Genomic DNA, 13,345 nt, shown 5'->3' with positions numbered 1-13,345 from the left:
CCCCCGCGGCCGGTACCGCGCCGCCCGTGACCGGGCCCGCTCCGGCGGGACGGTCACTCCGCGTCACCATTGGGCCGGTCGGTTCACCCTCCCGGGTGCCGACCGGCCCTTTCGCGTGCATCCTGGGCTCAGTGCGGGCAGCGTCCCCTCGACCCCCGTCCGCGGGGGCTCCGAGACCCGACGTCAAGGACGACGCGGAGGTACGACGGTGAGCACGGACCAGCGCCCCCCACGGGCCAACACCGGAATGTTCCGGACGAAGTCGGTCGAGCAGTCCATCAGGGACACCGAGGAGCCGGAGCACGCGCTCCGCAAGTCACTCTCCGCGTGGGACCTCACGGTCTTCGGCGTGGGCGTCATCATCGGCACCGGCATCTTCGTCCTGACCGGCAAGGTCGCCAAGGAGAACGCCGGCCCGGCCACCGCCCTCGCCTTCGTCGCGGCCGGCATCGTCTGCGCCCTGGCCGCCCTCTGCTATGCCGAGTTCGCCTCGACGGTGCCGGTGGCGGGATCGGCGTACACCTTCGCCTACGCCTCCATCGGCGAGCTGCCCGCCTGGATCATCGGCTGGGACCTCGTGCTGGAGTTCGCGCTGGGCACGGCGGTGGTGGCGGTCGGCTGGTCCGGATACGTCCGCTCGCTGATGGACAACGTCGGCTGGCACCTGCCGGCCTCCCTGGAGGGCCCGGACGTGCCCGGCGGCACCTTCGACATCCTGGCCTTCCTGCTGGTCCTGGTGCTCACCGTGGTCCTCGTCCTCGGCATGAAGCTCTCCGCCCGGATCACCGCCGTCGTGGTGGCGGTCAAGGTCACCGTCGTCATGATCGTGATCGTCGCGGGCCTGTTCTTCATCGTCGGCGACAACTACAAGCCGTTCATCCCGCCCGCCGTCACCCCCGAGGGCGGCGGCGACAACTGGACGGCCCCGCTGGTCCAGATCCTCTTCGGCTACGAGCCCACCAACTTCGGCGTCATGGGCATCTTCACCGCCGCCTCCATCGTCTTCTTCGCCTTCATCGGCTTCGACGTGGTCGCCACCGCCGCCGAGGAGACCAAGCTGCCGCAGAAGGACATGCCCCGCGGCATCCTGGGCTCCCTGCTCATCTGCACCGTGCTGTACGTGGCGGTCGCCCTCGTCGTCACCGGCATGCAGCACTACACCGAGCTCTCCGTCAGCGCCCCGCTCGCCGACGCCTTCAAGGCCGCCGGCCACCCCTTCTACGCGGGCGTGATCAGCTTCGGCGCCGCCGTCGGCCTCACCACGGTCTGTCTGATCCTGCTCCTCGGCCAGACCCGCGTCTTCTTCGCGATGAGCCGCGACGGACTGCTGCCCCGCTTCTTCTCCAAGACGCACCCGAAGTTCAAGACCCCGTACCGGCCGACCATCCTGCTCGGCGTGATCATCGCGGTCGTGGCGGGCTTCACCAGCATCAACGAACTGGCGACGCTGGTGAACATCGGCACCCTCTTCGCCTTCGTGGTGGTCGCCGCCGGCGTCATCGTGCTCCGCCGCACCCGCCCCGACCTGCCCCGGGCCTTCCGCACCCCGTGGGTCCCGGTGCTGCCGATCATCTCCATCGCCGCCTCGTTCTGGCTGATGCTCAACCTGCCGGGCGAGACCTGGTTCCGCTTCGCGGTCTGGATGGCGATCGGCATCGTCGTCTACCTCCTGTACGGACGCGGACACAGCCGGTTGGGACGGGACGCGGGCGCCGCCGGTTCCTGACCGGAACCGGCGGGCGGGCGGAGGGCGCACGGGCCGGGCGGATACAGTCGGTGGGAACCGACCCCCACGCGACGTGGGAACCGACCCCCACACGACCCGGAGCGCTGGATCCCCCCATGGTGAACCGACCCCAGGCCCCCGCCGACCCCACCCACGCCTCCCCGCGCGCCCCCCGCATGCACGGCGGATGGCTGACCCGGGGCACGGAGGGACGCTTCAGCGTGTACGTCCCCAGGGACGGCGAGCTGGTCCGCTGGACCGAGGGCCCCGGTCGCCGGTTCACCGGCCCCGACGTCCTCGGCGGCGACGGCCTGCTGCCGTTCCTGGCGGCCGCGCAGGGCCCCGACCGCTATGTGCACCTGGTCGGCTTCCGGGCCACCGGCACGGGCGAGGAGACCGGCGAGCGCCACGTCGAACTGGTGCACAGCGTGCAGTTCCAGACCGGCCGGCCCAACGTGGAGTGGAAGTCCATCGGCCACTCCAACGGCAAGGCCGAGTGGTACGGCAACCCGGCGCTCGCCGTGGACGCCAAGGGCCGCGCCCACGTCTTCGTCCGCAACCGCGGCGGCGGCGTCAGCGCCCGGGTCCAGAAGGACGCCGGCGGCTGGCACCCCTGGTGGGACCTGAAGGGCGGCCGCACCGACCGCGACCCGGTGGCCGCGGTCAACGGCGACGGCCTCGTCGAGCTGTACACCGCCAACGACCAGGGGCTGCTCCGGTACGTCCAGAAGGAGCCGGGCGGCCGCCTCGCCGTCGAGCCGGTGGTGCCCGCCGCGGTCGTCCAGGGCACCCTCACCGCCGTCACCGGCGTCTCCGGGCACGTCACGGCCTTCTACGCGGACGGCGACGGGCAGATCTGCGCCTGGTCCCCGGGCCGGGGCCTCAAGCCCACCCCGTTCGCCGCCGCGGTCGGCGAGGGCCCGCTGACCGCCGGACGCTGCCTGATCGACGACTACGACTGCACCCTGCTCGCCCAGTGCGACGCGCGGGGCGCCGCCGCCCTCGCCGCCTATCTGACGGAGCAGGAGGACACCGGCCTGAACTGGACCCCGTCCGGCCCGCCGCTCCTCGGCCCGCCGACCCTCACGACCGACGCCGGGGGCGCGGTGGCCCTCGCCGCCCTCGCCGCCGACGGCGGGGTCGTCGTCACCCGCCAGAAGCAGGAGCCGGGCCTCGCCCTGGAGCCCTGGACCCGCCTGTAGGCACAGGACCCGGGCAGGGGAACGCGAGAGCGAGAGAACGGGGAAGGGGCCGGTGGCAGTCGCCACCGGCCCCTTCCTCACGGGTTCCCGGGTGTCACGCGGGGACGCTCGCCACGCCCTGCGCCAGGAAACGCTTGCCGTTGACGCGCTCGGAGACGCCCTCGCGGTCCAGGTACGGCGTGATGCCGCCCAGGTGGAAGGGCCAGCCCGCACCGGTGATCAGGCAGAGGTCGATGTCCTGCGCCTCGGCGACGACACCCTCCTCCAGCATGAGGCCGATCTCCTGCGCCACCGCGTCGAGGACGCGGTCGCGGACCTGCTGCTCGGTGAGGACGGTGTCGCCCTGCTTGAGCAGCGCGGCGACCTCGGGGTCGAGCTCCGGCTTGAAGCCGTTCTCCGGCTTGTAGACGTAGAAGCCGCGCTTGCCGGCCTCGACGACGGCCTTCAGGTTGGGGGAGACGGTGAAGCGCTCCGGGAAGGCGCGGTTCAGGGTCTCGGAGACGTGCAGGCCGATGGCCGGGCCCACGAGCTCCAGGAGGACCAGCGGGGACATCGGCAGGCCGAGCGGCTCCACCGCCTTCTCCGCCGTCTCGACCGAGGTGCCCTCGTCGATGACGTTCTGGATCTCGCCCATGAAGCGGGTCAGGATGCGGTTCACGACGAACGCCGGGGCGTCCTTGGTGAGGACCGCGGTCTTCTTCAGCTTCTTCGCCACGCCGAAGGCGGTGGCGAGGGAGGCGTCGTCGGTCTGCTCGCCCTTGACGATCTCCAGGAGCGGCAGGACGGCGACCGGGTTGAAGAAGTGGAAGCCGACCACGCGCTCCGGGTGCCGGAGCTTGGACGCCATCTCGGAGACCGACAGCGAGGAGGTGTTGGTGGCGAGGATCGCGTGCGCCGGGGCGACCGCCTCGACCTCCGCGAACACCTTCTGCTTGACGGACATCTCCTCGAACACGGCCTCGATGACGAAGTCCGCGTCCGCGAAGCCCTCGGCCTTGTCGAGGACGCCGGAGACCAGGCCCTTGAGACGGTTGGCCTTGTCCTGGTTGATGCGGCCCTTGCCGAGCAGCTTGTCGATCTCGCCGTGGACGTAGCCCACGCCCTTGTCGACGCGCTCCTGGTCGATGTCGGTCAGGACGACCGGCACCTCCAGGCGGCGCAGGAAGAGCAGGGCGAGCTGCGAGGCCATCAGACCGGCGCCGACGACGCCGACCTTGGTGACCGGGCGCGCGAGGGACTTGTCCGGGGCGCCGGCGGGGCGCTTGCCGCGCTTCTGCACCAGGTTGAAGGCGTAGATGCCGGAGCGGAGCTCGCCGCCCATGATCAGGTCCGCGAGGGCCTGGTCCTCGGCGTCGAAGCCCTTCTGGAGGTCGCCGTCCTTGGCGGCCTCGATGATGTCGAGGGCGCGGTAGGCGGCGGGTGCGGCGCCGTGCACCTTGGAGTCGGCGATCGCGCGGCCCCTGGCGACGGCGGCGTCCCAGCCCTCGCCCCGGTCGATCTCCGGGCGCTCGACGGCGACGGAGCCGTTCAGCACGCCGGCCGTCCAGATGAGCGACTGCTCCAGGAAGTCGGCGCCCTCGAAGAGCGCGTCGGCGATGCCGAGCTCGAAGACCTGCTTGCCCTTGAGCTGGCGGTTCTGGTTCAGCGAGTTCTCGATGATGACCTGGACGGCCTTCTCGGCGCCGATCAGGTTCGGGAGGATCGCGCAGCCGCCCCAGCCGGGCACCAGGCCGAGGAAGACCTCGGGGAGCGAGAAGGCCGGGAGGGCCTTCGACACGGTGCGGTAGGTGCAGTGCAGACCGACCTCGACGCCGCCGCCCATGGCCGCGCCGTTGTAGTACGCGAAGGTCGGCACGGCGAGCGCGGAGAGCCGCTTGAAGACGTCGTGGCCGCCCTTGCCGATGGCGAGCGCCTCGTCGTGCTTCTTCAGCAGCTCGACGCCCTTGAGGTCGGCGCCGACGGCGAAGATGAACGGCTTGCCGGTGATGCCGGCGGCGACGATCTCGCCGTTCGCGGCCTCGGCCTCGACCTGGTCGATCGCCGTGTTCAGGTTGGCCAGCGACTGCGGGCCGAAGGTGGTCGGCTTGGTGTGGTCGAAGCCGTTGTCCAGCGTGATCAGCGCGAACCGGCCCGCACCCGCGGGGAGTTCGAAGTGACGGACGTGGGCGGAGGTGACGACCTCGTCCGGGAAGAGCTCGGCGGCGCCCTTCAGAAGCTCGGCGGTGGTGCTCACTTGCCCTCCCAGTGGGGGTTCTCCCAGATGACCGTCGCGCCCATGCCGAAGCCGACGCACATGGTGGTGAGGCCGTAGCGGACCTCGGGCTGCTCCTCGAACTGGCGGGCCAGCTGCGTCATCAGACGGACGCCGGAGGAGGCGAGCGGGTGGCCGTAGGCGATGGCGCCGCCGTACTGGTTGACGCGCGCGTCGTCGTCGGCGATGCCGTAGTGGTCGAGGAAGGCGAGGACCTGGACGGCGAACGCCTCGTTGATCTCGAACAGGTTGATGTCGTCGATCGTCAGACCGGCCTTGGCCAGGGCCTTCTCGGTCGCCGGGATCGGGCCGTAGCCCATGACCTCCGGCTCGACGCCGGCGAAGGCGTACGAGACGAGGCGCATCTTGACCGGGAGGCCGTTCTCGCGGGCGAACTCCTCGGAGGCGATGATCGAGGCGGTGGCGCCGTCGTTCAGGCCGGCCGCGTTGCCCGCGGTGACGTTGCCGTGGACGCGGAACGGCGTCTTCAGGTTGGCCAGCGACTCCAGGGTGGTGCCCGGGCGCATCGGCTCGTCGGCGGTGACCAGGCCCCAGCCCGTCTCGCCGCCGGCCGGGTCGGTGCGGCGCACCGAGATCGGCACCAGGTCCTGCTGGATCTTGCCGTCGGCGTACGCCTTGGCGGCCTTCTCCTGCGAGCGCACGGCGTACTCGTCGGCGCGCAGCTTGGTGATCTGCGGGTAGCGGTCGTGCAGGTTCTCGGCGGTCATGCCCATGAAGAGGGCGGACTCGTCGACCAGCTTCTCGCTGACGAACCGCGGGTTCGGGTCCACGCCCTCGCCCATCGGGTGGCGGCCCATGTGCTCGACGCCACCGGCGATGACGGCGTCGTACGCGCCGAAGGCGATCGAACCGGCGACGCTCGTCACGGCCGTGAGCGCACCGGCGCACATGCGGTCGATCGAGTAGCCCGGCACGGACTGCGGGAGCCCGGCCAGGATGCCGGCGGTGCGGCCGAGGGTGAGGCCCTGGTCGCCGATCTGGGTCGTCGCGGCGATCGCGACCTCGTCGATCTTCGCCGGGTCGAGGGCCGGGTTGCGGCGCAGCAGCTCCCGGATGGCCTTCACGACGAGGTCGTCGGCGCGGGTCTCGTGGTAGATGCCCTTCGGGCCCGCCTTGCCGAACGGGGTGCGGACGCCGTCGACGAAGACGACGTCCCTGACGGTACGAGGCACGATGGCTCTCCTCCAGGTGCGGGACGGCACTGCTGCGGCGCACACCACTAAGCGTGCGCTTGCTCCCCCCATGCTACTTGCGGGTAACCAAGCTGCCCACCCCCTGGGGGCCAAGCGGTGAAGGTCACACGCGCCGGACGCGCCGAAGCCCCCGGCACCGGGAGGGGCGCGGGGGCTTCGGCACGGGCCGGGACACGGGCTCAGGCGCCCGTGGCCAGGGCCTTCAGGAGGAGCGGGGTCACCAGAGCGACCTGCCAGCGGCGGGCGCCGTGGGCGGTGAGGGCGGCGGCGACGGTGTCGGGGTCCAGGGGGGACGGGGGCTCCCAGCAGATCCGGCGGACCGTGTCCGGGGTGATCAGGTTCTCCTGGGGGAGGTGCAGCTGCTCGGCGAGGGCGGAGACGGAGGTGCGGGCCGCGGCGAGGCGGGCGGCGGCGGCCGGGTCCTTGTCCGCCCAGGCGCGCGGCGGGGGAGGGCCGGCGACCTGGGCACCGGGCTGCGGCAGCTCGTTCTCGGGGAGGGCGCGGGCCCGGTCGACGGCCGCCTGCCACTGCTCCAGCTGGCGGCGGCCCATGCGGTGGCCGAAACCGGGCAGGGCGGTGAGGGCGCCGACGTTCACCGGGACGGCGAGCGCCGCCTCGACGATCGCCGCGTCGCTCAGCACCTTGCCGGGGGAGACGTCGCGCCGCTGGGCGACCCGGTCGCGGGCCGTCCACAGCTCCCGTACGACCGCCATCTGGCGGCGGCGGCGCACCTTGTGCATGCCGGAGGTGCGGCGCCAGGGGTCCTTGCGCGGCGGGGCGGGCGGGGCGGCAGCGATGGCCTCGAACTCCTCGTGGGCCCACTCCAGCTTCCCCTGCCGGTCCAGCTCCTTCTCCAGCGCGTCGCGCAGGTCGACCAGCAGTTCGACGTCCAGGGCCGCGTAGCGCAGCCAGGGGTCGGGGAGCGGGCGGGTGGACCAGTCGACCGCCGAGTGCCCCTTCTCCAGGGCGTAGCCGAGGACGGACTCGACCATGGCGCCGAGGCCGACCCGGGGGAAGCCGGCGAGCCGGCCGGCCAGCTCGGTGTCGAAGAGCGAGGAGGGGCGCATGCCTATGTCGCGCAGGCAGGGCAGGTCCTGGGTGGCCGCGTGCAGGATCCACTCGGTGCCGCCGAGGGCCTGGCCGAGGCCGGAGAGGTCGGGGCAGCCGACCGGGTCGATGAGCGCGGTGCCCGCGCCCTCGCGGCGGAGCTGGACGAGGTAGGCGCGCTGGCCGTAGCGGTAGCCGGAGGCGCGCTCGGCGTCGACGGCGACGGGCCCGCGCCCGGCGGCGAAGGCGGCGATCACGTCGGCGAGGGCGTCGTCGCTCGCGACGACCGGCGGGATGCCCTCCCGGGGCTCCAGCAACGGGGTCGGAAGCCCATTCGCAGGGACGTTTTCGTCCGGGGGGCCGCCCCCGGTGGTGCGCAGTGCGGTGTCTGCTGCGGTCTCTTGGGCGTCGGTCACCTGTCAAGGGTATCCGCCGACGGCAAGCGCCCGCCGACGGAACGTTCCGTCGACAGGCGCCGCGTTTTCGTCAAGGCCGTCTCAGTGGATGATCCCGGTCCGCAGCGCCACGGCGACCATGCCGGCCCGGTCGCCGGTGCCCAGCTTGCGGGCGATGCGGGCGAGGTGGCTCTTCACGGTGAGGGCGGAGAGGCCCATGGAGACGCCGATGGCCTTGTTGGACTGGCCCTCCGCGACCAGCCGGAGCACCTCGACCTCACGGCCGGAGAGCTCGCGGTAGCCGCCCGGGTGGCTCGGGGCGCCCGGGGGGCGGCGGTGGCCGAGCCGGGCGGCCGCGGCGCCGATGGGCGCGGCGCCGGGGCGCGTCGGGTGGCCGATATTGGTCCGTGTGCCGGTGACGACGTAGCCCTTCACGCCGCCGGCGAGGGCGTTGCGCACCGCGCCGATGTCGTCGGCGGCCGAGAGGGCGAGGCCGTTGGGCCAGCCCGCGGCGCGGGTCTCGGACAGCAGGGTGAGACCGCTGCCGTCGGGAAGGTGGACGTCGGCCACGCAGATGTCGCGCGGGTTGCCGACGCGGGGACGGGCCTCCGCGATGGACGACGCCTCGATCACGTCCCGCACGCCGAGCGCCCACAGGTGGCGGGTGACGGTGGAGCGGACGCGCGGGTCGGCCACGACGACCATGGCCGTCGGCTTGTTCGGGCGGTAGGCGACCAGGCTGGCGGGCTGCTCGAGCAGAACGGACACTCGGCCTCCTGAGAGTGAAAGGGGGGACGGAGTCGGCTCGGGGAAGAAGCCGGGGCGAACCCCTGCTGCCGAAGGGGTCAATGACTCCTTCGGCAGAGTGGCCGCCCGCCTTTAGGGAAAGATCACGATTTAGTGAGTAACAATTAGGGCAATTCGGACGCGCGATCGATCATCCTACGAGCGGCCCCCGCCTCCTCACCCCCACGGGGGACCCGCGCGGAACCCCCCTGAGAACGCCGAAGGGGCCCCGAAGGGCCCCTTGGACATCCGTCCCGCCGCACACCCGTCCGGGCCGCTCAGGCCCCCTGCGGCCCCCGCCGCTGGGGCAGCGAGACGACCCCCGCCCCCGACACCGTCCCCGTCGCCCCCGAGGGGCCCGTGGGTCCGGTGGGGCCCGGCGGGTCGGCCGGGGCCGGCGGCAGCCCCGCGATCTGGCAGAGCAGGTCCGACCAGGCCGCCAGGTGCGCCGCCGTGTCCGGCACCCCGCCGAGGCCCTCCCGGGGCGTCCACGAGGCCCGGATCTCGATCTGGGTGGCCGGCCGGCGCTCCGCGAGCCCGCCGAAGTAGTGCGAGCCCGCCATCGTCACCGTCCCGCCCGCCTCCCCGTACGCGAGCCCGCGCGCGTCCAGCGCCCCGGTCAGCCAGGACCAGCACACCTCCGGCAGCAGCGGGTCCGCCGCCATCTCGGGCTCCAGCTCCGCCCGCACCAGCGTCACGAGCCGGAAGGTGCCCTTCCACGCCTCGTGGCCCGCCGGGTCGTGCAGCAGCACGAGCCGCCCGTCCGCGAGGTCCTCCCCGTCGTCGACGACCGCCGCCTCCACCGCGTACGCGTACGGCGCGAGCCGCTGCGGCGGGCGGGTCGGCTCGACCTCCATCTCGGGGCGCAGCCGTGCCGTCCGCAGGGCGTCCACCGCCCGCCGGAACGCCGGCGGCACCGGGGTCCCCGCCGTACTGTCCGCCTCGTCGCCCGTCCCTCGAATGCCGTCGGAATGATCGGAAAAATGTCCCTGAGCCGCAGCCATGCGGGGAAGAGTAGGCGGAACGGGGCCGCCATGCGGGGAGGGACACCCGCCCGGGACGAGCGGCTTCCGGCCACATGCGAAGATTTGGGCGTGAGCGCCATGAACAGCCCGACGGGCCAGCAGACGAAGCAGCAGTCGCGGACGTACGACTCCGCGTTCCTCAAGGCGTGCCGGCGCGAGCCCGTGCCCCACACCCCCGTCTGGTTCATGCGCCAGGCCGGGCGCTCCCTCCCCGAGTACCTGAAGGTCCGCGAGGGCATCCCCATGCTGGAGTCCTGCATGCGGCCCGAGCTGGTCAAGGAGATCACCCTCCAGCCCGTCCGCCGCCACCGGGTCGACGCCGCGATCTACTTCAGCGACATCGTCGTCCCGCTCAAGGCCATCGGCGTCGACCTCGACATCAAGCCCGGCGTGGGCCCCGTCGTCGCCGAGCCGATCCGCACCCGCGCCGACCTCGACCGGCTGCGCGACCTCACCCCGGACGACGTGCACTACGTCACCGAGGCCATCGGCATGCTCACCGAGGAGCTCGGCGAGACCCCGCTGATCGGCTTCGCCGGCGCGCCCTTCACCCTCGCGAGCTACCTCGTCGAGGGCGGCCCGTCCCGCAACCACGAGCACACCAAGGCGCTCATGTACGGCGACCCGCAGCTGTGGGCCGACCTGCTCGACCGCCTCGCCGAGATCACCTCCGCCTTCCTCAAGGTGCAGATCGAGGCCGGCGCCTCCGCGGTCCAGCTCTTCGACTCCTGGGTCGGCGCCCTCGCGCCCGCCGACTACCGCCGCTCGATCCTCCCGGCCTCCGCCAAGGTCTTCGACGCGGTCGCCGGCTACGGCGTCCCGCGCATCCACTTCGGCGTCGGCACCGGCGAGCTCCTCGGCCTCATGGGCGAGGCGGGCGCGGACGTCGTCGGCGTCGACTGGCGCGTCCCGCTCGACGAGGCCGCCCGCCGCGTCGGCCCCGGCAAGGCCCTCCAGGGCAACCTGGACCCCGCCGTCCTCTTCGCCTCCACCGAGGTCGTCGAGGCCAAGGCCGACGAAGTCCTGGCCGCCGCGAAGGACCTGGAGGGGCACGTCTTCAACCTGGGCCACGGCGTCATGCCGTCCATGGACCCCGACGCCCTGACCCGCCTGGTCGCGTACGTCCACGAGCGCACGGCGGTCTGACCCCCGCCCGGCGGCGGTACGGGCGGCGGGGTCAGCCCGCCGCCCGTACCGCCGCCACCGCCTTCCGGGCCGCGATCAGCACCGGGTCCCACACCGGGGAGAACGGCGGCGCGTAGCCCAGGTCCAGCGCCGTCATCCGCTCCACCGTCATCCCGGCCGTCAGCGCCACCGCCGCGACGTCCACCCGCTTCGCCGCGCCCTCCCGGCCCACGATCTGCACGCCGAGCAGCCGCCCGGTCCGCCGCTCGGCCAGCATCTTCACCGTCATCGGCGCCGCCCCCGGGTAGTAGCCCGCCCGGCTCGTCGACTCGACGGTCACCGTCACGTACCGCAGCCCGGCCTCCCGCGCGTCCTTCTCCCGCAGCCCGGTCCTGGCGATCTCCAGGTCGCACACCTTCGACACCGCCGTCCCCACCACCCCGGGGAAGGTCGCGTAGTCGCCGCCCACGTTCGACCCGATGACCTGGCCCTGCTTGTTGGCGTGGGTGCCGAGCGGCACGTGCCGCTCCCGGCCCGACACCAGGTCCAGGACCTCCACGCAGTCCCCGCCCGCCCACACGTTCTCCTGCCCCCGCACCCGCATCGCCAGGTCCGTGAGCAGCCCGCCGTGCGTCCCGAGCGGCAGCCCCGCCGCCCCGGCCAGCGAGGTCTCCGGCACCACGCCCGTGCCGAGGACCACCACGTCCGCCGGGTGCTCGCCGGTGTCCGTGGCCACCGCCCGGACCCGTCCCGCGTCGTCGGTGAGGATCTTCGTCACCGCCGCCGAGCCGACCGTGCGGATCCCCAGGCCGTCCATCGCCGCGTGCACCAGGCGCCCCATGTCCGGGTCGAGGGTGGCCATCGGCTGCTCGCCCCGGTTGAGGACCGTCACCTCGTAGCCCCGGTTCAGCAGCGCCTCGGCCATCTCCACGCCGATGTACCCGGCGCCGACCACCACCGCCCGCCGTCCCGCCGACGTGGCCAGCGAGTCGAGCAGCGCCTGCCCGTCCTCCAGGGTCTGCACCCCGTGCACCCCCGCCGCGTCGATCCCCGGCACCGCCGGCCGGCGCGGGCGGGCCCCGGTCGCGATCACCAGCTTGTCGAAGCCGGTCCACTCCTCCGTGCCCACCGCGAGGTCCCGGGACCTGACCCGCTGCCCGGCGAGGTCGATCTCCGTGACCTCGGTCCGGGTGCGCAGGCCGATCCCGCGCGCCCGGTGCTCCTCGGGGGAGCGGGCGATCAGCTCGTCCCGCCCGGACACGTCCCCGCCGACCCAGTAGGGGATGCCGCAGGCCGAGTACGAGGAGAACCGGCCCCGTTCGAAGGCCGTGATCTCCAGCTCCCCGGGCCCCTTGAGCCTGCGCGCCTGCGACGCGGCGGCCATGCCCGCCGCGTCGCCCCCGATGACCACCAGTCGTTCGCTCATGCGCCCACGCTACGGGGCCGGGGCCTCCTCGTCCGGCCCCGGTCCCGGCAGCGGCAGCCCCGCCGCGTTCGTCCGCACAGGCCGCTCCGACTGCTCCGGCCGCTCCGGCGCGGTGTCGGGGGCGGGCGTCGGGCGGGGCACCGCGACGGCCGCGCGGGCCCGGCGGCGCGGCCGGACGACCCACCGCCACACCGCGTACGCCGCCAGCGCCACCGCCAGCCACGGCGCGAGCGCCGCGAGGACGACCAGGGTCCACGCCACCACGGCGACCAGGGCGTTCCAGCCGCCCGACAGGGCCTCGTCGACGGCCGGGCGGCTGTCGTCGGTCACCTCGTCCCCGACGGTGACCCGTTCCTTCTCCTTGAGCTCCAGGGTGACCGTCGCCAGCGAGGTCCGGTCCTTCAGGGACGCCTGCTTGGCCAGCAGCGCCTCCAGGTCCGCCTGCCGCCGGCTCAGCTCCCCCTCCAGGGTCACCACGTCCGCCAGCCGCCCGGCCCGGTCCATCAGCGCCCGCACCCGCGCCACGCTCGCCCGCTGGGTGGCGATCCGGCTCTCCACGTCGACCACCTGGTCGGTGACGTCCTGCGCCTCCGCCGTGCGGGCCAGCAGCCGGCCTGTGCCGGCGAGACGGACGAGGACCTCGTCGTACCGGTCCTGCGGCACCCGCAGCACCATCGTGGAGTGCGCGTACCCCTCGCCCACGAGTTCGGTCGTCTCCGACTCGGCCCGGCCGCCCGCGTCCGCCACCACGGTCCGCACCTCGGCGGCGGTCTCCGCCACCCGGTCGACCTCCACCGAGAGCGAGGCCGTCCGGATCACGTGCTGCCCGGCCGGGGCCTTCGCCCCCGCCGCTCCGGACGCGGCGGCGCCGTCCTTCGCGTCCTCCGCGGCCTCCGCGGCGCTCGCCGGGCCGCCCTCCGCGGCGTCCTTCCGCTCGGTGCCCGCCGCCACGGCCCTGTCTCCGCCCGGGCCGTCGGCCGACGACTCCGCGCCGCCCCCGCCGCAGCCCGCCGTCAGCGCCAGCACGGCGGCGAGCAGCAGCGCCGCCCCCGCCCTCTTCCGTCCGCCCGTACCGTCCGCCGTCCGCACTGCCGCCCCCCGGGGGTCGCTGGAAACCGATGTCCCCATCCGGGAACCGGTGCCCTTAT

General features: G+C 73.5%; 10 protein-coding genes. 3 read left to right on the top strand and 7 right to left on the bottom strand.

The features are described from left to right. The first annotated feature begins 247 nt into the window (after window positions 1-247). Together IE326_RS02625 and IE326_RS02620 are read left to right on the top strand one after the other, a co-directional pair. The gene (locus IE326_RS02625) at window positions 248-1,726 is read left to right on the top strand and encodes an amino acid permease (protein WP_190042132.1); all 1,479 of its coding nucleotides are present in this window, start codon (window positions 248-250) and stop codon (window positions 1,724-1,726) included. 116 nt (window positions 1,727-1,842) lie between these two features. Further along, the gene (locus IE326_RS02620) at window positions 1,843-2,928 is read left to right on the top strand and encodes a PLL family lectin (protein ID WP_150235857.1); all 1,086 of its coding nucleotides are present in this window, start codon (window positions 1,843-1,845) and stop codon (window positions 2,926-2,928) included. A gap of 94 nt (window positions 2,929-3,022) precedes the next feature. Here the strand turns inward: IE326_RS02620 and IE326_RS02615 are convergent, their stop codons facing one another. From IE326_RS02615 to IE326_RS02595, 5 genes are all read right to left on the bottom strand, one after another. Continuing rightward, on the bottom strand, window positions 3,023-5,161 hold the full coding sequence (locus tag IE326_RS02615; protein WP_190040713.1) for a 3-hydroxyacyl-CoA dehydrogenase NAD-binding domain-containing protein: 2,139 nt from the start codon (window positions 5,159-5,161) through the stop codon (window positions 3,023-3,025). Continuing rightward, complete coding sequence (locus IE326_RS02610) at window positions 5,158-6,372, bottom strand: thiolase family protein (RefSeq protein ID WP_190040712.1); 1,215 nt, start codon at window positions 6,370-6,372, stop codon at window positions 5,158-5,160. Before IE326_RS02610 ends, IE326_RS02615 begins: the two co-directional genes overlap by 4 nt. Before the next feature lie 200 nt (window positions 6,373-6,572). Beyond that, entirely contained in the window at window positions 6,573-7,856 is a 1,284-nt protein-coding gene (locus IE326_RS02605) for a ribonuclease D (protein ID WP_150235851.1), read from the bottom strand. Window positions 7,857-7,937: 81 nt separating this feature from the next. Next, window positions 7,938-8,603: a response regulator transcription factor gene (locus IE326_RS02600; protein WP_015037008.1), complete on the bottom strand. Its 666-nt coding sequence runs from the start codon at window positions 8,601-8,603 to the stop codon at window positions 7,938-7,940. A 296-nt stretch (window positions 8,604-8,899) separates the two neighbouring features. Then, window positions 8,900-9,625 (bottom strand): DUF3000 domain-containing protein, encoded by a 726-nt coding sequence (locus tag IE326_RS02595; protein ID WP_150235849.1) that lies wholly within the window; start codon window positions 9,623-9,625, stop codon window positions 8,900-8,902. Window positions 9,626-9,715: 90 nt separating this feature from the next. Between IE326_RS02595 and hemE the strand changes: the two genes are divergently transcribed. Beyond that, window positions 9,716-10,792: a uroporphyrinogen decarboxylase gene (gene hemE, locus IE326_RS02590; RefSeq protein WP_150235847.1), complete on the top strand. Its 1,077-nt coding sequence runs from the start codon at window positions 9,716-9,718 to the stop codon at window positions 10,790-10,792. A gap of 31 nt (window positions 10,793-10,823) precedes the next feature. Here hemE and IE326_RS02585 read toward each other — a convergent pair whose 3' ends face one another. Together IE326_RS02585 and IE326_RS02580 are read right to left on the bottom strand one after the other, a co-directional pair. After that, window positions 10,824-12,197 (bottom strand): FAD-dependent oxidoreductase, encoded by a 1,374-nt coding sequence (locus IE326_RS02585; RefSeq protein WP_190040711.1) that lies wholly within the window; start codon window positions 12,195-12,197, stop codon window positions 10,824-10,826. A 9-nt stretch (window positions 12,198-12,206) separates the two neighbouring features. Then, window positions 12,207-13,286 carry a DUF4349 domain-containing protein gene (locus tag IE326_RS02580; RefSeq protein WP_229915177.1) on the bottom strand — a complete coding sequence of 360 codons (1,080 nt, stop codon included), beginning with the start codon at window positions 13,284-13,286 and terminating at the stop codon, window positions 12,207-12,209. Between the last annotated feature and the right edge of the window lie 59 nt (window positions 13,287-13,345).

The organism is Streptomyces filamentosus (assembly GCF_014654895.1).
Classification (GTDB): domain Bacteria; phylum Actinomycetota; class Actinomycetes; order Streptomycetales; family Streptomycetaceae; genus Streptomyces; species Streptomyces filamentosus.
This window is presented reverse-complemented; position numbering and strand designations above follow the sequence as displayed.

Excerpts from the sequence above, each read along its gene's own strand:
- IE326_RS02625 (WP_190042132.1), top strand. The coding sequence starts at position 248 with ATGTTCCGGACGAAGTCGGTCGAGCAGTCCATCAGGGACACCGAGGAG.
- IE326_RS02595 (WP_150235849.1), bottom strand. The coding sequence starts at position 9,625 with ATGGCTGCGGCTCAGGGACATTTTTCCGATCATTCCGACGGCATTCGA.
- IE326_RS02620 (WP_150235857.1), top strand. The coding sequence starts at position 1,843 with ATGGTGAACCGACCCCAGGCCCCCGCCGACCCCACCCACGCCTCCCCG.
- IE326_RS02585 (WP_190040711.1), bottom strand. The coding sequence starts at position 12,197 with ATGAGCGAACGACTGGTGGTCATCGGGGGCGACGCGGCGGGCATGGCC.